The sequence below is a fragment of the Sphingomonas sp. 320_CC genome (genome assembly GCF_059691795.1).
Map to the genome: position 1 here is coordinate 542,889 of NZ_JCAWAE010000004.1, position 21,010 is coordinate 563,898.

At 64.7% G+C, this 21,010-nt stretch carries 17 protein-coding genes and 1 pseudogene; 2 read left to right on the top strand and 16 right to left on the bottom strand.

What is annotated here, in order from left to right; genetic code table 11:
• Positions 1-17: 17 nt before the first annotated feature.
• On the bottom strand, positions 18-1,199 hold the full coding sequence (locus AC59GX_RS18075) for a hypothetical protein (protein WP_333960164.1): 1,182 nt from the start codon (positions 1,197-1,199) through the stop codon (positions 18-20).
• 323 nt (positions 1,200-1,522) lie between these two features.
• On the opposite strand from AC59GX_RS18075, the gene AC59GX_RS18080 reads away from it, so the two are divergent.
• Together AC59GX_RS18080 and AC59GX_RS18085 are read left to right on the top strand one after the other, a co-directional pair.
• Positions 1,523-3,730 (top strand): coiled-coil domain-containing protein, encoded by a 2,208-nt coding sequence (locus AC59GX_RS18080; RefSeq protein WP_497302136.1) that lies wholly within the window; start codon positions 1,523-1,525, stop codon positions 3,728-3,730.
• A gap of 76 nt (positions 3,731-3,806) precedes the next feature.
• A pseudogene (locus AC59GX_RS18085) lies at positions 3,807-4,584 on the top strand (SDR family oxidoreductase).
• A 151-nt stretch (positions 4,585-4,735) separates the two neighbouring features.
• Here AC59GX_RS18085 and AC59GX_RS18090 read toward each other — a convergent pair.
• The 15 genes from AC59GX_RS18090 to AC59GX_RS18160 form a co-directional block, all read right to left on the bottom strand.
• The gene (locus AC59GX_RS18090) at positions 4,736-5,017 is read right to left on the bottom strand and encodes a DUF1467 family protein (RefSeq protein ID WP_426281945.1); all 282 of its coding nucleotides are present in this window, start codon (positions 5,015-5,017) and stop codon (positions 4,736-4,738) included.
• A 4-nt stretch (positions 5,018-5,021) separates the two neighbouring features.
• Positions 5,022-6,659: a ribonuclease J gene (locus tag AC59GX_RS18095; protein WP_497302137.1), complete on the bottom strand. Its 1,638-nt coding sequence runs from the start codon at positions 6,657-6,659 to the stop codon at positions 5,022-5,024.
• Between the two features lie 63 nt (positions 6,660-6,722).
• Positions 6,723-7,499, bottom strand: a complete 777-nt coding sequence (locus AC59GX_RS18100; protein WP_133019532.1) for a type III pantothenate kinase — start codon at positions 7,497-7,499, stop codon at positions 6,723-6,725.
• A 10-nt stretch (positions 7,500-7,509) separates the two neighbouring features.
• On the bottom strand, positions 7,510-8,241 hold the full coding sequence (locus AC59GX_RS18105; protein ID WP_426282434.1) for a biotin--[acetyl-CoA-carboxylase] ligase: 732 nt from the start codon (positions 8,239-8,241) through the stop codon (positions 7,510-7,512).
• 2 nt (positions 8,242-8,243) lie between these two features.
• The gene (gene nuoN, locus AC59GX_RS18110) at positions 8,244-9,689 is read right to left on the bottom strand and encodes an NADH-quinone oxidoreductase subunit NuoN (RefSeq protein ID WP_133019531.1); all 1,446 of its coding nucleotides are present in this window, start codon (positions 9,687-9,689) and stop codon (positions 8,244-8,246) included.
• Complete coding sequence (locus AC59GX_RS18115; RefSeq protein WP_426281943.1) at positions 9,689-11,224, bottom strand: NADH-quinone oxidoreductase subunit M; 1,536 nt, start codon at positions 11,222-11,224, stop codon at positions 9,689-9,691. Before AC59GX_RS18115 ends, nuoN begins: the two co-directional genes overlap by 1 nt.
• Positions 11,224-13,329 carry an NADH-quinone oxidoreductase subunit L gene (nuoL, locus tag AC59GX_RS18120; RefSeq protein WP_497302138.1) on the bottom strand — a complete coding sequence of 702 codons (2,106 nt, stop codon included), beginning with the start codon at positions 13,327-13,329 and terminating at the stop codon, positions 11,224-11,226. Before nuoL ends, AC59GX_RS18115 begins: the two co-directional genes overlap by 1 nt.
• Before the next feature lie 5 nt (positions 13,330-13,334).
• A complete protein-coding gene (gene nuoK, locus AC59GX_RS18125) occupies positions 13,335-13,643 on the bottom strand; it encodes an NADH-quinone oxidoreductase subunit NuoK (RefSeq protein ID WP_082441002.1) in 309 nt (102 codons plus the stop codon).
• Positions 13,640-14,251 carry an NADH-quinone oxidoreductase subunit J gene (locus AC59GX_RS18130; protein ID WP_060524713.1) on the bottom strand — a complete coding sequence of 204 codons (612 nt, stop codon included), beginning with the start codon at positions 14,249-14,251 and terminating at the stop codon, positions 13,640-13,642. The genes nuoK and AC59GX_RS18130 overlap by 4 nt, the downstream gene beginning before the upstream one ends.
• A 43-nt stretch (positions 14,252-14,294) precedes the next feature.
• The gene (nuoI, locus tag AC59GX_RS18135; RefSeq protein ID WP_055877898.1) at positions 14,295-14,780 is read right to left on the bottom strand and encodes an NADH-quinone oxidoreductase subunit NuoI; all 486 of its coding nucleotides are present in this window, start codon (positions 14,778-14,780) and stop codon (positions 14,295-14,297) included.
• Positions 14,777-15,823, bottom strand: coding sequence for an NADH-quinone oxidoreductase subunit NuoH (nuoH, locus tag AC59GX_RS18140; protein WP_056058320.1), 1,047 nt, complete (start codon positions 15,821-15,823; stop codon positions 14,777-14,779). Before nuoH ends, nuoI begins: the two co-directional genes overlap by 4 nt.
• Positions 15,820-17,814 carry an NADH-quinone oxidoreductase subunit NuoG gene (gene nuoG, locus AC59GX_RS18145; protein ID WP_426281940.1) on the bottom strand — a complete coding sequence of 665 codons (1,995 nt, stop codon included), beginning with the start codon at positions 17,812-17,814 and terminating at the stop codon, positions 15,820-15,822. The genes nuoH and nuoG overlap by 4 nt, the downstream gene beginning before the upstream one ends.
• Positions 17,814-19,115, bottom strand: a complete 1,302-nt coding sequence (gene nuoF / locus AC59GX_RS18150) for an NADH-quinone oxidoreductase subunit NuoF (protein WP_056050371.1) — start codon at positions 19,113-19,115, stop codon at positions 17,814-17,816. Before nuoF ends, nuoG begins: the two co-directional genes overlap by 1 nt.
• The gene (locus tag AC59GX_RS18155; protein WP_426281939.1) at positions 19,115-19,783 is read right to left on the bottom strand and encodes a complex I 24 kDa subunit family protein; all 669 of its coding nucleotides are present in this window, start codon (positions 19,781-19,783) and stop codon (positions 19,115-19,117) included. The genes nuoF and AC59GX_RS18155 overlap by 1 nt, the downstream gene beginning before the upstream one ends.
• The gene (locus tag AC59GX_RS18160) at positions 19,783-20,994 is read right to left on the bottom strand and encodes an NADH-quinone oxidoreductase subunit D (RefSeq protein ID WP_426282433.1); all 1,212 of its coding nucleotides are present in this window, start codon (positions 20,992-20,994) and stop codon (positions 19,783-19,785) included. Before AC59GX_RS18160 ends, AC59GX_RS18155 begins: the two co-directional genes overlap by 1 nt.
• Positions 20,995-21,010: the final 16 nt, after the last annotated feature.

The following is a 21,010-nucleotide window of genomic DNA, read 5'->3' on the forward strand; positions in this document are numbered from 1 at the left end:
CGGACGTTAAGGTCCGCCTAAGGCGTTCGGCGAAGTCGCTCGATGACCACGGCCAGCGTCGCGGTCGCATACACCGCGGTCAAGCCGAGCCCGAACACCGGGAACCCCAGGATCGCGAACAGCGCGATGATCAGCAGATAGGCCGCCGGACTTCCCCACCACATCTGCCGTTCGCGCTCGAGGATGGCGCGTTCGGCCAGCGCGCCGATCGCGACGAGCGCGGTACCGATCGCCAATGCGGTGTTGTTCCCAGCATAGCCGCTGACAAAAAACGCGAAGACCAGGATCGATGCCGCGGCCACGCCGCCGATCGCCAGGGTCTGCCCCCGGGCCATCGACGCATCGTCGCGCAGTCCGCTGAGCACCGAGCCGAGTGCCAGGGCTACGCATCCGAGGAGCGACAGGACCAGGCCGATCGACGGCAGCCCGAAGCCGATCGTCACCAGTCCGGCCACGCCCAGCGCTGCGCCGGCGGCTCCAACGGTCGTACCAGCCGCACCGCGATCGACCAGCAGCGGCAATGCGAGCCGCGCGATCGGTGCGAGAACGAAGCGGTCGAACCAGCCGCGCCGCCCCGACACGATCGTCATCAGCACCGCGCGCCCGCGCTCTTCCAGCGTCCGCGCCTGACGCTCGATCCCATGCCCACCGCGCACCGCGTCGGTCGGCAGCAGCACGTGCGTCGCGCGCGACTGCACTGCGAACCGCAACAGCGACGACTGGAGATCGTAATCCTGCGGCAGGCCCGCGACTTCGGCGATCCGGCTCGAACTCAGCCGAGCGACGCCGGCCCACGCCATTTGCCCGCCGACACGCTCGAACCCCGGCCCTGCGTCGCTCTCGGGGACGACGAGCAGGCAGTCGCCATCTTCGACCGCCATCGCCTTGACGATCGCGTCGGTGGTGACGAGCCCGTCGCCGAGCATGAGCACCGGTGCCAGCGGATGAAGTTTCTCGCCAGCTTCCATCGCGGATCGTACCGTATCGACGCTCACGCCGCGTCGTCCGATGCGGTTGATCGCCCCGAGCAATTCGGGTGTCATGCGCGCGACGACGATGATGATCTGCGAAACGCCGGCGGCGATCAGCAACCGCGCCTGATACTCGATCAGCGTCACGCCGCTGAAGGGCAAGGTCGCAGCAAGACGATCGGGGCGATCGTCGGCATCATGAATTGCAAATAATAGGCCGGCAAGCATCGCAGGCTGTTAGGCGGTACGCGCCGTCCTGCAAAGCCCGCGTTCGGCCGAACCGCCCTGCGCCAAGGCTCGGTTCGGCGTGCAGGCACGAAACCGCGCGTCGTACGGTACCTAACCTTATGGTCGCCGGATCGTAAGCCGTGCCGCCCTGCTTACCGGACGGATGAACGCGCAAGGATCGCATCATCCGTTTTGTCCCGCTGCAATTCATGATACTTCCGCAGTTCATGAACGGGGGTTCGTCAATGATCGGGTTTCGCGCGTCGGCAGGCAATGCCCATCCCATTCGCGCGGATATCGTGATGGATCCGGTGATAGAAAACATGTCCGACACCGTCACAGAATCCAGTTTCGATGAGGTTTATCAAGACCCTGCGCCCGACCGCGCACGCCTTTACGTAGGTATCGCGGTTGCCGTCGTGGTCGTCTGGCTGGCGGCGATGCTGTGGCTCGCGCGCGGTTCGCTCGCGACGATCGAGCCGGTTGCTTTAGTCCAGTTCATCGCCGCGCTCTGCGTTATCCCGGCGCTGATCGGCATCGTCTGGCTGCTCGCGATGCGGACCAGCCGTAGCGAGGCGCACCGGTTCGGCATTACCGCGCAGGCGATGCGCGACGAGGCGGCGAGCCTCGAACGCACCGTCGCCGCCCTGTCGAACACGATCGACGCCAACCGCCAGCACCTCGCCGAACAATTGAACGCGTTGATGGCGATGGGCGGCGGCGCGACCGAGCAACTCGCAGCGATTGGCCGCGGCATGGTCTCCGAAATCGACCAAGCCGCAGCGCACGCGCGCAATCTGGCGACCTCGACGGCCGGCGCACAGACGAGCCTCGGCGTCCTGATCGCCACCCTCCCCCGCGCGCAGGCGGATATCGACGACGTCGCCAAGCGCCTCGAACGCACCGGGCTGTCTGCGAGCGAACACGCCGCCGCCCTCGACGCGCAGATCGTAGCGCTGGCCGAACGCGGCCGCGATGCCGACGCGATGGCCAGCGGCGCCGCACAGCGTCTCGCCGCCCACATCGTCCGGATGGAGGCGACCAGCCAGACCGCCGGCGCGCATCTCGAATCGGTCACCGACGGCATGTCCGCGGCGGTCGACGCACTGCTCAACCGCACCGCCGACGCGGTAGACCTGTCACGCCGTGGTATCGCCGCGCAGGGTGACGCGATGCTGGCGATGGTCGGCGCGAACCAGGCCGCACTCGACAGCGCCGCCCGCGACAGCGCCGAAGCGCTCGCCAAGCGGATCGCCAGTGTCGAGGACGCGATCGAACGCGTCGCGATCCGTCTCGACCTGCAACGCAGCGCCGGCGACCGTATCGTCGACGATCTTCACACCGGACTCGGCGAAGTCGAATCCCGGATCGAACTGCTCCATCGCCACGGCACCGAGCGCACGCAGGATCTCGCGGTATCGATCAGCGCGCTAGGCGGCTCCGCGGATGCCATGACCGAAGCGCTTCGGGCTGGCGACGACATGGCGCACCGGACTATCGCGACGACCGAAACACTGCTCGTCGCCCTCGACTCTGCCGCGCGCGAGATCGACGAAACGATGCCAGCCGCACTCGGCCGCCTCGATACGCAGGTCCTCGCCAGCAAGAGCATCGTCGTTTCGGCACGCCCCGAACTGCTCGCGCTCGTCACTGCGGCGGAGAGCACGCACGACGCGATCGAGGCGATCGCCGGGGTGATCGGCGAACAGCGCCATGTGCTCGACACGCTCTCGACCGACCTGCTCAACACGCTCAACACCGGCCGCGCGAAGGCCGATGCGCTCGGTCACATGGTCGATGAGGCGATCGGCCGGACGCAGCATTTCGCCGAAGACGCCGCGCCGCAGCTGATCGAGGCGCTCCACCGCGTCCGCGAGACCGCCGCCGTCGCCGCCGACAAGGCGCGCGAGACGCTGTCGAAGGTCATTCCCGAAGCCGCAGCCGCACTCGAAGCCGCCAGCGCCGACGCGATGCGGCGCGCGACCAATGACACCGTGGAACGCCAGGTCAAGGCGCTCACCGACGCCACCGGCGCCGCGGTCGACGCCGCTACCGGCGCGACCGAACGCCTTGCGCGCGAAGTCCAGGCGATCGTCGACCAGACCGCGATCGTCGAAACGCGGCTCCAGGAAGCCCGCGCCGAGCGCGAGGACGCCGACCAGGACACCTTCGCGCGCCGGGTCTCTCTGCTGATCGAATCGCTCAACTCCGCCTCGATCGACATCACCAAGGCGATCGCACCCGAAATCTCCGACAGTGCCTGGGGAGCGTATCTCAAGGGCGATCGCGGCGTCTTCACGCGCCGCGCCGTCCGCATCCTCGACGCCAGCGAAGTCCGCGAGATCGCCGGGCTGTATGACGAGGACGAGACCTTCCGCGAGATGGTCAACCGCTACATCCACGACTTTGAAGCCATGCTTCGCACGATCCTGACGCAACGCGACGGCTCACCGCTCGGCGTGACGTTGCTCTCATCCGACATGGGCAAGCTGTACGTGGCACTGGCGCAGGCAATCGAACGCCTGCGCTGAAAACGACCTCCCGAAATGATTCAACGTCACCGCTAACGGAGCAATCCGCCGACCGGACTCATATTTCGAGGCCCAAATGCCAAGACTGAACATGAAGATCTGCGTCATAACCGGCGCAGCCCGCGGCATCGGCCGCGCGATCGCCGAGCGCTTCCACGACGAAGGCGCCATCGTCATACTCACCGACATCGACGAAACCGCCGGCGTCGAGGCTGCGACGGCGATAGGCTGCCGGTTCGAAAGGCTCGACGTCCGCGAAGAGGCGGATTGGCAGCGCCTGGCGGAGATCGTTCCGGTGGTCGACGTGCTCGTCAACAATGCGGGCGTAACGGGTTTCGAGCACGGCATGGTCGCGCACGATCCGGAACATGCTAGCCTTTCAGACTGGCGCGCGGTCCATGCGGTCAACCTCGACGGCACGTTCCTCGGCTGTCGTTATGCGATCGGCGCGATGAAGGTGGCCGGCCGGCTCGATCATCAACATCTCGTCGAGATCCGGGCTGGTCGGGATTCCCCTCGCCGCGGCCTATGCGTCGTCGAAGGCGGCGATCCGCAATCACAGCAAGACGGTGGCGCTGTATTGCGCGCAGCAGGGGTGGAAGATCCGCTGCAACTCGGTGCATCCCGCGGCGATACTGACGCCGATCTGGGAGCCGATGCTCGGGGATGGGCCGGACCGCGAGGCACGGATGGCAGCGCTGGTGGCCGATACGCCGTTGAAGCGGTTCGGGGTACCCGACGAAGTCGCCGCGGTCGCGGTAATGCTCGCGTCGGACGAGGCGACGTATATTACGGGGACAGAGATCAATATCGATGGCGGCTTGCTGGCAGGTTCGGCCGCATCGCCGGGGTAACGACGACTGTGTAATCCTCCCCCGCTAGGGGGAGGTGGCACCGAAGGTGACGGAGGGGGAGGACACGGAACAGAGGTTACCACTTCCTCCCCCTCCGTCTGGCAAGAGCCAGCCACCTCCCCCTTGCGGGGGAGGATCGTGGGGTCGCCCCTCAGCGCGTGACCATGTTCCCGCGGTCGAACAGGTCGACGCTCTGCGGCGTGATCCACCCGTAAGAATAATTCAGCTGGAACAACACGAACAGAACCGTCGCGACCACAGTCACCCGCCACGCCGTCCACCCCGGCCGAAACTCGTGCGGCGCGCTTTCCGCCTGGCCGGGGACGTGTTCGCCCCCGACCTCCCGCGTCGTCTTCACGCCAAACGGCAGGACCAGGAACACCGAGAACGACCAGAACAGGACGTAGATCGCGAGTGCCGAGGTCCAGCGCATCGGCTCAGCCCTCGATCAGCAGGACATCGACGATCGGCTGCTTGCCGGTCCAGCGCTTGGCGACCTTGCGCACTGCGAGACGAATCTGCTCGCGCATCTTCTCGCTCTCGCGCTTGCCACCGCGTACCGTGTCCGTGGCCGCCTGGACCGCATCGGCGATGAACGCCGCGCGGTCTTCCTCGACCGGCACGCCCTGCACGCGAACCTGCGGCTGGCCGACCATCCGGCCGTCCTTGCCGAGCGCGACGCCGACCGAAATCTGACCGTTGATCGCCAGCTTGCGCCGCTCGCTCAGCGTCGCGCCGTCCGCCGGGAGGATCACGTCGCCATCGAGCACGAGACGCCCGACCGTCGCGTTGCCGATCTTCGCCGGGCCCTTGGGCGCCAGACGGATGATGTCGCCATTGCTCTGGACGATAGCGCGCGGAATGCCCTGCTCGAGACCGAAGCGCGCATGCTCCATCATGTGGCGCATCTCGCCATGCGTCGGCACGAGTACCTCCGGCCGGAGCCAGTCATACATCTGCGCGAGCTCGGGCTGACCCGGATGGCCCGACACATGGACGTGCGCCTGGCGCTCGGTGATCATGCGAATGCCCTTGGCCGCCAGCGTGTTCTGGATGCGACCGATCTGGACCTCGTTGCCCGGGATCTGCTTCGACGAGAAGATCACCGTGTCGTCGGCCTCAAGCGTGATCGTGTGCTGGCCATTGGCGACACGCGCCAGCGCCGCGCGCTCTTCACCCTGGCCACCGGTGGCGATGATCAGCACCTTGTTCTTGGGCAGGCGCATCGCCTCGTCTGGGCTGATCGTGTCGGGGAAATCCTTCAGATAGCCGGTCGCACGCGCGACCTTGATGATCCGGTCGAGCGAACGTCCGGTCACGCACAACTTGCGCCCGGTTTCCTTCGCGACTTCGCCGAAGGTGTGCAGCCGCGCGGCGTTCGACGCGAAGCTGGTGATCATCACGCGGCCCTTGGCCTTGGTGACCTCCTCGAACAGGCCCTTCCGCACGGTGCTCTCGCTGCCCGATGCGGTGGTGTTGAAGATGTTGGTGGAATCGCAGACCAGCACGTCGACGCCCTTGTCGCCGATCGCCATGAAGCCCTCGGGCGTGGTCGGATTGCCGATCACCGGGTTCTTGTCGAGCTTCCAGTCGCCGGTGTGGAACACGCGACCGTAAGGGGTGTCGATCAGCAGCGCGTTCGCCTCGGGGATCGAATGCGACATCTCGACGAAGGTAAAGCCGAACGGCCCGAGCTGGAAATTGCCGCCCATCGGGATCATCTTGAGCTTCACGCGGTTGGCGATGCCCTCTTCCTCGAGCTTGCCGCGGATCAGGCCCATCGTGAACGGGGTCGCGTAGATCGGCACGCCGAGGTCTTCGGCGAGATACGGCAGCGAGCCGATGTGATCCTCATGGCCGTGCGTGATGACGATGCCAAGCAGGTCATCGATCCGGTCCTCGATAAAGGACAGGTCGGGCAGGATCACGTCGACGCCGGGATATTGCGGATCGGCGAAGGTGATGCCGAGATCGACCATCACCCACTTGCCCTGGCAGCCGTACAGGTTGACGTTCATGCCGATTTCGCCGGAGCCGCCAAGGCCACAGAAAAGGAGTTCGTTCTTCGGAGTCATTGATTACTTTCAGGATTATACAGGAATATGGCCCGCAGGCCGGTCGGCGCGAGCCCAATGGCCCTAGATATGGTGACGATCCCACATCATCGCCAGCCCCTGGATCGTCAGGTCGGCTTCGATGACGTCGAACACGTCGGTCTGTTTCTCGAATAATGTAGCAAGCCCGCCAGTGGCGACGACCTTCACGGGACGGCCGATCTCGCGCTTCATCCGCGCGACCAGCCCCTCGATCATCGCGACATAGCCCCAATAGATGCCGATGTGCATCTGCGAGACGGTGTTGAGCCCGATCACGCTTGTATCGCTCGGCGCCTCGATCGCGATCCGCGGGAGTTTCGCCGCGGCGGTGACCAGTGCGTCAAGCGACAGGTTGATCCCCGGCGCAATGATCCCGCCCTTGTACGCGCCGCTATAGTCGACGACGTCGAACGTGGTTGCGGTGCCGAAATCGATCACGATCAGATCGCCGGGATGCAGCGCGTGCGCGGCGATCGTGTTGACTGCACGGTCGGCACCGAGCGACGCAGGCTCGTCGACGTCGATAGAGATGCCCCATTCGACCGGAGCGTGGCCCGCGATCAGCGCTTCGGTGTTGAAGTATTTCGACGCGAGCACCTGAAGGTTGTGCAGCGCGCGCGGGACGACGGTGGCGACTATTACGCCCTCGACCGCGTTACGATCATGCCCCCCAAGCTGCATCAACTGGCTCAACCACACCGCATACTCGTCCGCCGTCCGCCGGGGATCGGTCGCGATCCGCCAGCGTGCGACGATTTCGCCGCTTTCGACGAGCGCGAACACGACATTGGTATTGCCGGCATCGATCGCGAGCAGCATCAGCGGGGCCTCAAAGCAGGAAGACGTCGGCAGCGTGAATGACACGCCGTTCGCCAGACGCCAAGCGGAGGATCAGCGCGCCGTCGGTGTCGAGCCCGACGAACAGGCCGTCGATCCCGGTGCCATCGGGGAGCCGCGCGGTCAACGCTGTGCCCGCCGGGTGCGCGCAATCGACCCAGCGCTCGCGGACGGGGGCGATGCCCTCGGTGCGCCAACGGCCGATCCAGCGCGCGAAGCTGTCGGCGAGGATGTCGAGGAACATCGCCGGTTCGACGACCACGCCGTGCGCGGCGAGATCCGTCGTCGCACGGTCGGGCAAATCGGGATGATGCGCGATGTTGACGCCGTAGCCGACGATCACCGCATTGTCCGCGCGTTCGAGCAGGATACCCGACAGCTTGGCATCCGCCAGCAACAGGTCGTTCGGCCATTTCAGGACAAGCGTCTCGCTCGCATCGGTCGTGCCCTGGCAGATCCCCGCGACGAGAAACGTCGACACCGTTTCCTGCAAGGCGACCGCGGCGACCAGCGCTAGGCTGGCGGCTGGCGGATCGTTAGGTCGCAACCGGACGAGCGTGCTCGCGTAGAGGTTACCCTCGGGTGACGACCACTCCCGCCCGAGCCGCCCCCGCCCCGCCGTCTGTCGGATCGCACGCAGCCAGAGACCGTCCTCGCCACCGCCGCGTGCAAGCTCCAGCAGGTCGGCGTTGGTCGATCCTGTCTCCGCGACGGTGCGGATGATGCTCAGAACAACGCCCGTGCGGCCGCCATCGTCCACGCGCCGAGCACGGGGATGAGGAGGTAGCCGGCTGGCGACACGAACACCGCGGCGATGGCGATCAGGCCACCCTCGACCTTGCTCTCCATCGGCGCGAACGCCGGAGCGGGGTCGTCAAAGTACATCGTCTTGACGACACGCAGGTAATAATACGCGCCGATCACCGAGGCGGCGATGCCGACCACTGCCAGCGGGAACAGCCCGGCGTCGACCGCTGCGCTGAACACCGCGAACTTCGCGTAGAAGCCGAACAGCGGCGGGATGCCGGCGAGGCTGAACATGAAGATCGCGAGTGCCGCCGCCAACGCAGGCCGGGTCCGCGACATGCCGGCGAGACTGTCGATCGTCTCGACCGGCTGCCCGTCGTCACCACGCATCTGCAACACCACCAGGAACGAGCCCAGCGTCATCGCGACGTAGATCGTCAGGTACATCAGCACGCCCGATACGCCCTCCGGCGTCCCGGCTGCCAGACCGATCAGCGCGAAGCCGACATTGTTGATCGACGAGTACGCCAGCAGACGCTTGATGTTGGTCTGGCCGATCGCGGCGACCGCACCGAGGATGATCGAGGCGAGCGCCGCGAAGATCACGATCTGGCGCCACTGGTCGGTTGCCGGGCCCATCGCATCGACCGCCACGCGCACGCTGAGCGCAAGCGCCGCGACTTTCGGGGCGGACGCGAAGAACGCGGTGACCGGGGTAGGTGCGCCCTCGTACACGTCGGGCGTCCACATGTGGAACGGCACGGCGCTGATCTTGAAGGCGAGGCCAGCGAACACGAACACCAGACCGAACAGCAGGCCGAGCGACTTCGTGCCTGCATAGGCTTCCGAGATGCCCGAGAACAACGTCGTGCCGCTGAACCCGTAGACCAGCGAGATGCCGTACAGCAGGATGCCGCTGGCAAGCGCGCCGAGCACGAAATACTTCAAGCCGGCTTCCGCCGAACGCCCGTCGCGCCGCATGAAGCTCGCAAGGACGTATGCCGCAAGGCTCTGGAGTTCGAGACCGACATACAGCGTCAGCATGTCGGTGGCCGAGACCATGATCCCCATGCCGCACGCCGACAGCAGGACCAGCACCGGATATTCCGGACGCAGATCGTCGCCGTGCGTCCGCGCGAAGAACCTCGGCGCCATGACGATCGCGACCGCCGAGGCGATGTAGATCAGCACCTTGGCGAACGCGCCGAACGCGTCCGCGCGGTACAGGCCGTCGAACGCATAGCCACCCGACGACGCCGGACCGACCAGTGCGATCCCTGCCCCGACCAGCACGAAGACGGCGGCGATGGAGACGGCGCGCGTGGACTTGTCCCCGCCCCAGGCCGAGACGAGCATCAGGGCGATCGCACCCAACGCAAGCACCAGTTCGGGCAGCGTCATTGCGATGTTAGCAGCGTAATCCATCAGTGTGCCTCCCCGTGCGCGGCACTATGGACGGTTGCGGCGGGCTTCCCCGCAGTTGGGTTGGAATCGTTGGCAGGCTTGGCGCGGTCGACACGGGCGAGAAGCACGCCCACGTCCTTGCGCATCGGTGCCAGGAAGCTCTCGGGATACACGCCCATCCACAGCACGACGGCTGCAATCGGTGCGAGCAGCCACATCTCGCGGCCCGACAGGTCGACCATCGCACGAACGTCATCCGACTTGATCTCGCCGAACACGACGCGACGGTACAGGAACAGCATGTACGCGGCGCCCAGGATGATGCTCGTCGTGCAGAGCAAAGCGGTCCAGGTCGAGACCTGATACGTGCCCATCAGCGACAGGAACTCGGCGACGAAGCCGCTGGTGCCCGGCAGGCCAATCGAGGCCATCGTGAAGAACAGGAAGAAGATCGCATACTTCGGCATGTTGATCGCAAGGCCGCCATAGCGCGAGATCTCGCGGGTATGGAGCTGGTCGTAGATCACGCCGACGCACAGGAACAATGCACCCGATACCAGGCCGTGGCTCAGCATCATGATCATCGCGCCCTCGATGCCCTGCCGGTTGAATGCGAACAGGCCGATCGTGACGATCGCCATGTGCGCCACCGACGAATAGGCGATCAGCTTCTTCATGTCCGACTGCACGAGCGCGACGAGCGACGTGTAGATCACCGCGACCGCCGACAGGCCGAAGATCAGCCAGGTCAGCTGACCCGAGGCTTCGGGGAACATCGGCAGCAGGAAGCGCAGGAAGCCATATCCACCGAGCTTCAGCAGCACGCCGGCCAGGATCACCGAGCCTGCGGTCGGCGCCTGAACGTGCGCATCGGGCAACCAGGTGTGGACCGGCCACATCGGCATCTTGACCGCGAACGACGCGAAGAACGCCAGCCACAGCCACGTCTGCACGGGCGCCGGGAAGTCGTAGTTCATCAGCGCCGGGATGCTGGTCGTGCCCGCAGTCTTCGCCATGTAGAGCATCGCGATGAACATCAGGACCGAGCCGAGCAGCGTGTACAGGAAGAACTTGTACGACGCGTAGATCCGGTTCGCGCCGCCCCAGATGCCGATGATCAGGTACATCGGGATCAGGCCGGCTTCGAAGAACACGTAGAACAGGAACAGGTCCTGCGCCGCGAAGGTACCGATCATCAGCACTTCGGTGAACAGGAACGCCGCCATGTATTCGGGCACGCGCGTGGTGATCGAGCGCCAGCTGGCGCCGATGCAGATCGGCATCAGGAACACGCTGAGCATGATCAGCATCAGCGCGAAGCCGTCGATCCCGAGCGACCAGCCGAACGGGCCGAAGATGCCGGGGGCATGCTCGACGAACTGCCACTGCGCGCCGCCGATATCGTAGTTCATCCACAGCATGATGCCGAGAACGAAGTCGATCAGCGTTGCCGACAGCGCCAGCGTCCGTGCCGTATTCGCCGAGACGAACAGGCACGCGATGGCCGCGATCATCGGGACCGCGATCAGGACGGAGAGGATAGGAAAGCCGGTCATTACAGTCCGATCGCCCAGGTTACGGCTGCGGTCAGCCCGATCAGCATGACGAAGGCATAGGTGTAGAGATATCCCGTCTGGAAGCGGTTGGCGACACGGCTACCGATCAGGACGACCCAGGTCGCGCCGTCGGGCCCGAACCGGTTGATCGTCTTCTCGTCGCCGCGGTGCCACAGGAAACGACCGATCGCGAACGCCGGGCGGACGAAGATCAGGTCGTACAGCTCGTCGAAATACCACTTATGCAGCAGGAAGTCGTAGAGCACGCCGAACTGTTCGACGACCTTGGCCGGGAACGTCGGGGCCTTGATATAGGCGTACCAGGCGGTCAGCAGTCCGAGCAGCATCGCGATCGTAGCCGACAGTTTGATCAGCAACGGCACGCCGTGCATCTCGTGCATCAGATGTTCGCGGAACGCGAGTGCGCCCTTCCAGAACTCTTCGCCTGCGGTCGGCTCGATGAAGAAGCCGTGGAACACGAAGCCGGCGAGAACCGCACCGATCGACAGGACGATCAGCGGGATCAGCATCGGCAACGGGCTCTCGTGCGGGTGATACCCACCATCGCCCTCGGCTGGCGCATGCGCGGCGTCGTGATGACCGTGCGGCGCGTGCCCTGCATCCTCGGCCTGAGCCGGGTTCGCATGATGATCGTCCGCATGATGCGCGTCATGCGCGTGGCCGTCATGACCATGCGCATCGTGAAGCGCATGCTGGATGTGCTCCGATGCAGCCCAGCGTGGCTTGCCCCAGAAGGTCAGGAACATCACGCGCCACGAATAGAAGCTGGTCAGCAACGCGACGAGCACGCCGACGAACCACACGCCCGGCTGGCCCGCAGCCCAGCTCGCCTCGATGATCGCATCCTTCGAATGGAAGCCTGCGAAACCGATCGCGGTGTTGCCGAAGATGCCGGGGATGCCGACACCGGTGATCGCGAGCGTACCCGCCATCATCGCCCAGAACGTCACCGGGATCTTCTTACGCAGGCCACCGTAATAGCGCATGTCCTGCTCGTGGTGCATCGCATGAATGACCGAGCCGGCGCCGAGGAACAGCAACGCCTTGAAGAACGCGTGCGTGAACAGGTGGAACATCGCCGCGCCGTATGCGCCGACACCGGCCGCGAAGAACATGTAGCCGAGCTGCGAACAGGTCGAATACGCGATCACGCGCTTGATGTCGGTCTGCACGAGGCCGCAGGTCGCCGCGAACAGGCAGGTCGCGGCACCGACCGAGGTGACCACGGTCAGCGCGACCGGGCTCATCTCAAACATCGGCGACAGGCGGCACACCATGAACACGCCGGCGGTGACCATCGTCGCTGCGTGGATCAGCGCCGACACCGGGGTCGGGCCTTCCATCGCGTCCGGCAACCAAGTGTGCAGGCCGAGCTGCGCCGACTTGCCCATCGCGCCGACGAACAGCAGCAGGCAGAGCACCGTCATCGTGTCGAAGCGGTAGCCGAGGAAGCCAAGCGTCGAGCCCTCCATACCGGGGGCAGCAGCAAGAATCTCGGGGATCGAGACCGTGCCGAACACCAGGAACGTACCGAAGATACCGAGCATGAAGCCGAGATCGCCGACGCGGTTGACGACGAACGCCTTGATGGCCGCGGCGCTGGCGGAAGGCTTGCGGAACCAGAACCCGATCAGGAGGTAGGATGCGAGACCCACGCCTTCCCAGCCGAAGAACATCTGGACGAGGTTGTTCGCGGTCACGAGCATCAGCATCGCGAAGGTGAACAACGACAGATACGCGAAGAAGCGCGGCTGGTCGGGATCCTCGTCCATATAGCCCCAGCTATACAAATGGACGAGCGCCGAGACCGACGTGACGACGACGAGCATCACCGCGGTCAACGCGTCGACGCGCAGCGACCACGCGACGTTCATGTCGCCGGAGTGGATGAAGTCGAGCAGCGGCGCGACGGTGGCCGTGCTGGTGCCCGAAAGGAAGCCGATGAAGATCGGCCAGGACAACAGGCACGACGCGAACAGTGCGGCCGTGGTGACGATTTTCGCCGGCACGTTGCCGATCGCGCGATTGCCGAACCCGGCAACGATCGCGGCCAGTAACGGCAGGAAGACGATAAGCTGGATCAACCGTATTACCCCTTCATCCGGTTGACGTCGTCGACCGCGATGGTGCCGCGACCGCGGAAATAGATCACGAGAATGGCGAGGCCGATCGCGGCTTCACCTGCGGCGACCGTCAGCACGAACATCGCGAACACCTGTCCGACGAGATCGTGGAGGAACGCCGAGAACGCGACGAGATTGATGTTCACCGCCAGCAGGATCAGCTCGATCGCCATCAGGATGACGATGAGGTTCTTGCGGTTCAGGAAGATGCCGAGCACCCCCATCGTGAACAGGATCGCCGCGACGACCAGATAATGGACGAGACCGATCGTCACAGTTCGACTCCCTGCCCGACGACCGGGCTCGTGTTGCGCGTAGCGTCCTGCGGACGGCGCGCGTTCTGGCGGCTGATGTTCTGCGCCTTGACGCCGCCACGCTGGCGGTGGGTCAGCACGATCGCCCCGATCATCGCGACCAGCAGCACCAGGCCGGCACCCTCGAACACGAACAGATAGCGCGTGTAGAGTAGGTTACCGATCGCCTGGATGTTGGGCACGGTGTCATCGATCGGCGCGGCACGACGTGCGAGCTGGATTGGCCCCGTGCGCCATGCGCCGATCGCGATCATCACCTCGGCGGCGAGTGCGACGGCCAATGCGAGACCGATCCCGAAATACCGGGCGACGCCTGCGCGCAGTTCGGTGAAGTCGATGTCGAGCATCATGACGACGAACAGGAACAGCACCGCGACTGCCCCCACATAGACGATGACGAGCAGCATCGCGATGAACTCGGCGCCGACCAGGATCATGAGGCCGGCCGCGTTGAAGAACGCGAGGATCAGCCACATCACCGAATGGACCGGGTTGCGCGACGCGATCGTCAGCGCGCCCGACAGGACGACGACGAAGGCGAAGAGGTAGAAGGCTAAGGCCTGAATCACGATTGCGGCCCCTTAGACGCCCACGAGAAGAATGAGCGCGCCATTAACGGTACGGCGCATCGGCGGCAAGGTTCGCCGCGATCGCGCTTTCCCAACGGTCGCCATTATCAAGCAGCTTCGACTTGTCGTAGATCAGCTCTTCGCGCGTCTCGGTCGCGAACTCGTAGTTCGGCCCCTCGACGATCGCATCGACCGGGCACGCCTCGGCACACAGGCCGCAGTAAATGCACTTGGTCATGTCGATGTCGTAGCGCGTGGTACGGCGCGAACCGTCGTCACGCGGCTCGGCTTCGATCGTGATCGCCTGTGCGGGGCACACGGCCTCGCACAGCTTGCACGCGATGCACCGCTCTTCACCATTCGGATAACGACGCAGCGCATGCTCGCCACGGAACCGCGGCGACACCGGATTGCGCTCGTACGGATAGTTGATCGTCGCCTTTTCCTTGAAGAAATAGCGAAGCGTCAACGCGTGCGCCTTCACGAATTCCCACAGGGTAAACGACTTGATGATCTGAGCGACGCTCATGAACCCACTCCAACGCGCGTCAGCATGAGATAGCCCGACACGAGGAAAACCCAGAACAGCGAGACGGGAAGGAAGACCTTCCAGCCGAGCCGCATCAGCTGATCGTAGCGATAGCGCGGCACCGTCGCCTTCACCCAGCTGAACAGGAAGAAGAAGAACAGGATCTTGGCGAACAGCCAGATGATCCCCGGCACGTAATACAGCGGCGCCCAGTCGACCGGTGGCAGCCACCCGCCCCAGAACAGCGTCGCGTTCAGCGCGCACATCAGTAGCACGTTGGCGTACTCGCCGAGCCAGAACAGCGCGAACGACATCGACGAATATTCAGTCTGGTACCCGGCGACGAGCTCGCTCTCCGCCTCGGTCAGATCGAACGGTGCACGCTGCGTCTCGGCCAGCGACGAGATGAAGAACATCACCGCCATCGGGAACATCAGCGGGTTGAGGATGTACCCGTTGAAGAACCAGACGTGCGACTTCTGCGCCATCACGATCGCGGACAGGTTGAAGCTGCCGGTCCACAGCACGACCGAAATCAGGATGAAGCCGATCGCGACTTCGTACGACACCATCTGCGCGGCCGCACGAAGCGCCGAGTAGAACGGGTATTTCGAGTTCGACGCCCAGCCCGACAGGATGATCCCGTAGACGCCGAGCGACGAGGCCGCGAGAACGTAGAGCAGCCCGACGTTGATGTCCGCGAGGACGACGCCGACCCCGAACGGCACCACCGCCCAGACGATCAGCGCGACCGTGAAGGTGATGATCGGCGCCAGCAGGAACAGCGTCCGGTTGGCGGCTGCGGGGACGATCGTCTCCTGCAGGAACACCTTCAGGCCGTCGGCAAAGCTCTGCAGCAGACCGAACGGACCGACGACGTTAGGACCGCGGCGCAGTGCCATCGCCGCCCAGATCTTGCGGTCGGCATAGATGATCATCGCCACCGCCAGCATCAGCGGCAGTGCGATCACGAGGATGTCGATGATCGTCGCGAGGAAGAAGGCCCAGTCGTAACCGAGCGAGGATTCGAACCAGGAGATCATTCGGCTGCCTCCGCGTAATCTTCTCCGTGGAGAAGTTCGGCCGAGCAGCGCTGCATCGTCGGCGACGCACGGCAGATCGCGTTAGTCAGGTAGAAATCCTTGATCGGATAGCCGGCGAGAGCGCCCTGCCCTTCACCCTGAAGCGAAGGAGGGTTCCACTCGAACGTCGCGAGCGCCTGATGACGCAACGCAGGCACGTCCGCGTACATTTCCTCGCGCAGCCCCTCGAAGCTGTCGAACGGCAGCGTGTGGCCGAGCGTGTCGGACAGCGCGCGGAAGATCGACCAGTCGTCACGCGCATCGCCCGGTGCGAACACCGCACGCTCGCCGCGCTGGACACGCCCTTCGAGATTGACCCACGTCCCCGACTTCTCGGCATAGGTCACACCCGGCAGGATGACGTCGGCAGCCGCCGCCCCCTTGTCGCCGTGATGGCCCACGAACACCTTGAAGCCGGCGAACTTCGAATAGTCCACCTCGTCCGCGCCGAGGAAGAAGCCGAGCTTCGCCCCCATCACGTCGGCGATACCGCCCTTCTGCGCATAGCCGAGCATCAGCCCGCCCATCCGCGAGGCCGCCATGTGAACGACGTTGAAACCGTTCCAGCCGTCCTTCACGAGACCCAGCGTATCGACCAGCTTCAGCGCAGCCGCATGGCCACCCTTCAGCGCGCCGCCACCGACGATCACCATCGGACGCTCGGCCTTGCCGAACGCCTCGGTCACCGCCTCGGGCAGCGCGCCGAGCAGCGCCAGATCGTCACCAAGCCACTCGACCTTGTACGTCAGGTCCGTCTCCGGCCCGATCGCGAAGACCTTCGCGCCCTTCTTGATCGCTTTGCGCACCCGCGTGTTCACCAGCGGCGCTTCCCAGCGCAGGTTGGTGCCCACCAGCAGGATCGCATCGGCACGCTCGGTGCCGGCGATCGTCGTGTTGAAATTCACCGCAGCGATGCTCGTCGCGTCATACTCCATGCCGGTCTGACGGCCTTCGAGCAGGGTCGACCCCATCTTCGCAAGCAGCGCCTTGGCGGCGTACATCGTCTCGCAATCAACCAGATCGCCGGCGACGGCCGCGACGCTCGACCCGGCGTTAACCGCCTTGATCGCCGCAAACGCTTCGTCCCACGTCGCGGGAACCAGCTTGCCGTTCACCCGGACATAAGGCTTGTCGAGACGACGACGCACGAGGCCGTCGATCGCGTGGCGCGTCTTGTCGGTCGCCCACTCCTCGTTCACGTCCTCGTTGATCCGCGGAACGCAACGCAGCACCTGGCGACCACGGCTGTCGAGCCGGATGTTGGTGCCGACCGCGTCCATCACGTCGATCGTCAGCGTCTTGCGCAATTCCCACGGACGCGCCTCGAACGCATATGGCTTCGACGTCAGCGCACCGACCGGGCACAGATCGACGACGTTGCCGCTGAGCTCGCTCTTGACCGCATTCTCGAGATACGAGGTAATCTGCATGTCCTCGCCGCGGAAGATCGCACCGATTTCCTCGACGCCGGACACTTCCTCGGCGAACCGGATGCAGCGCGTGCACTGGATGCAGCGGGTCATGACCGTCTTGACGATCGGACCCATATACTTCTCGGTGACCGCGCGCTTGTTCTCGTCGTAGCGCGAATGGCCGCGGCCGTACGCGACCGACTGGTCCTGGAGATCGCACTCGCCGCCCTGATCGCAGATCGGGCAATCGAGCGGATGGTTGATCAGCAGGAATTCCATGATGCCCTCGCGGGCATTCTTCACCATCGGTGAGTTGGTGAAGATCTCCTGCTTGTCCGCCGCCGGCAGCGCGCACGACGCCTGCGGCTTGGGCGGACCAGGCTTCACCTCGACCAGGCACATCCGGCAATTGCCAGCGATGCTCAGGCGCTCATGATAACAGAAACGCGGGATCTCCTTGCCGGCAAGCTCGCACGCCTGCAGCACGGTGGCGCCCTGCGGCACCTCGATCTCTACGCCATCGACTTTGACTAAGGGCATTACTCTGCGGCTTCCATCATCGGCGCGGTGTCGCCACCACGTTCGCGGATACGGCGTTCCATCTCGGGGCGAAAATGCTTGATCAGGCCCTGGATCGGCCATGCTGCGGCGTCGCCCAGCGCGCAGATCGAGTGACCCTCGACCTGCTTGGTGACCTGCTGAAGCATGTCGATCTCGGACAGCTCGGCGTCGCCGGTGCGCATCCGCTCCATCACGCGCCACATCCAGCCGGTGCCCTCGCGGCACGGCGTGCACTGGCCACAGCTCTCGTGCTTGTAGAAGTACGAGATGCGGCTGATCGCGCGGACGATGTCGGTCGACTTGTCCATGACGATGATCGCCGCGGTGCCGAGGCCCGACCCGACCGCCTTCAGGCCGTCAAAGTCCATCGCGCAGTCCATGATCTGCGCGGCGGGCACGAGCGGCACCGAAGAACCACCCGGGATCACCGCGAGCAGATTGTCCCAGCCGCCCCGGATGCCACCGCAATGGGTCTCGATCAGGTCGCGGAACGAGATGCTCATCTCCTCCTCGACCACGCACGGCTTGTTCACATGGCCGCTGATCTGGAACAGCTTCGTGCCGCGGTTGTTCTCCGCGCCGAAGCTGGAGAACCACGCAGCACCGCGCCGCAGGATCGTCGGCGCGACTGCGATCGACTCGACGTTGTTGACCGTCGTCGGGCAGCCGTAGAGGCCTGCACCTGCCGGGAAAGGTGGCTTCAGCCGCGGCTGGCCCTTCTTGCCCTCGAGGCTCTCCAGCATCGCGGTCTCTTCGCCGCAGATGTAGGCGCCAGCACCCCGGTGGACGAACACATCGAAATCGTAACCCGACCCGCATGCGTTCTTGCCGATGAAGCCGCGGTCATACGCCTCGGCGACGGCCGCAAACAATGTCTCGGCCTCGCGAATATATTCGCCGCGGATGTAGATGTACGCGGCGCGCGCGCGCATCGCGAACCCGGCGATCAGCGCGCCCTCGATCAGCTTGTGCGGATCGTGGCGGATGATCTCGCGATCCTTGCAGCTGCCCGGCTCGGATTCATCGGCGTTGATGACGAGGAAGTTGGGCCGGTCCGGCTTCGGCTCCTTCGGCATGAACGACCATTTCGTGCCGGTCGGGAAGCCCGCGCCGCCACGGCCGCGCAGACCAGACGCCTTCATCACGTCGATGATCGCGTCCTGGCCGAGCGCCATCAGGTCCTTGGTGTTGTCCCAATCGCCGCGCATGATCGCCGCGTCGATGTTCCACGGCTGGAAACCGTAGACGTTGGTAAAGATGCGGTCCTTGTCGGCGAGCATCAGGCCCACTCCCCCCGGTAATCGTGGTTCGCGTCGACCATCGCCTTCAGCGAGGTCGGCCCGCCTTCGGGGCAGCTCGCGCGACGACCGAATTGCGGACCCGGCTTCGGGTGCCCGCCATTGGCCAACGCCTCGAGGATCTCGGTCGTCTTGTCGTAATCGAGATCTTCGAAGTTATCGTCGTTGATCTGCACCATCGGCGCGTTCGCGCACGTGCCCAAGCACTCGACTTCGGTCAGCGTGAACATCCCGTCCGGCGTCGTGCCGCCCTTGACCAGACCGCGGTTCTTGCAGGCGGCAAGAACGTCGTCCGACCCGCGCAGCATGCACGGCGTCGTGCCGCAGACTTGGACGTGGAAGCGACCGACCGGCGAGAGGTTGAACATCGTGTAGAAGGTGACGACCTCATACACGCGCATGTACGGCACGCTGATCTGACGCGCGACGAACTCGATCACCGGTACCGGCAACCAGCCCTGCGTCTGCGTTTCCGCGCCGACCTGGCGCTGCGCCAAATCGAGCAACGGGATCGACGCCGACTGCTCGCGACCCTTCGGATAGCGCCCAAGGATCTCGTTCGCCTTCACCTGGTTCTCGTCCGTCCACGCGAACGAACCCCAGCGAGCGCGGGTCTCGGCCTCGTCGGGAATTTTCGGAGCTTCAGCCATCAGCGGTCACATTCACCAAAAACGATATCCATCGCACCGAGGATCGCGGTCGTATCCGCCAGCATGTGGCCTTTCGCCATGAAGTCCATGGCTTGCAGATGCGAGAACGCGGTCGGGCGGATCTTGCAGCGGTACGGCTTGTTCGAGCCATCGGCGACGAGATACACGCCGAACTCGCCCTTAGGGCTTTCGGTCGCGACATAGACGTCGCCGGCGGGCACGTGGAAGCCCTCGGTATAGAGCTTGAAGTGATGGATCAGCGCTTCCATCGACTGCTTCATCTCGGCCCGCTTGGGTGGCACGACCTTGCGATCGAGCGACGCGATCGGCCCCTCGGGCATGTCGCGCAGGCACTGCTTCATAATCCGCGCGGACTGGCGCACTTCCTCGACGCGCACCATGAACCGGTCATAGCAATCGCCGCGCGTGCCGACCGGCACCTCGAAATCCATCTTCGCGTACACATCATAAGGCTGCGACTTGCGCAGATCCCAGGCGATACCCGAGCCGCGGATCATCGGGCCGGAGAAGCCCCATTTGATCGCATCGTCGCGGCTAACCACGGCGATGTCGACGTTGCGCTGCTTGAAGATGCGGTTATCCGCGACGAGCGAGATCGCATCCTCGAACAGCCGCGGCAGGCGCGTGTCGAGCCAGTCGCCGATGTCGGCGAGCAGCTTCAGCGGCGCATCTTGATGTACGCCACCAGGGCGGAAATAGTTCGAGTGCATACGCGCCCCCGAGACACGCTCGAAGAAGTTCATGCAGTCTTCGCGGATCTCGAACAGCCACAGGTTCGGCGTCATCGCGCCGACGTCCATCACGTGCGAGCCCAGATTGAGCATGTGGTTCGAGATGCGTGTCAGCTCGGCGAAGAACACCCGCAGATACTGCGCACGCTCGGGCACTTCGAGGTCGAGCAGCTTCTCGACCGCCAGCACCCAGCTATGCTCCATGCACAGCGGCGAGCAGTAATCGAGACGATCGAAATACGGCAGCGCCTGCGTGTAGGTCTTGTACTCGATCAGCTTCTCGGTGCCGCGGTGAAGCAGGCCGACATGCGGGTCGACACGCTCGACGATCTCGCCGTCGAGCTCCATGACCAGGCGCAACACGCCGTGCGCCGCCGGATGCTGCGGACCGAAGTTGATCGTGTAATTCTGGATCGTGACGTCGCCGGTCGTGGGATCGGCTGCGTCGGCTTCGCCCAGAAGCTCTTCGACATAC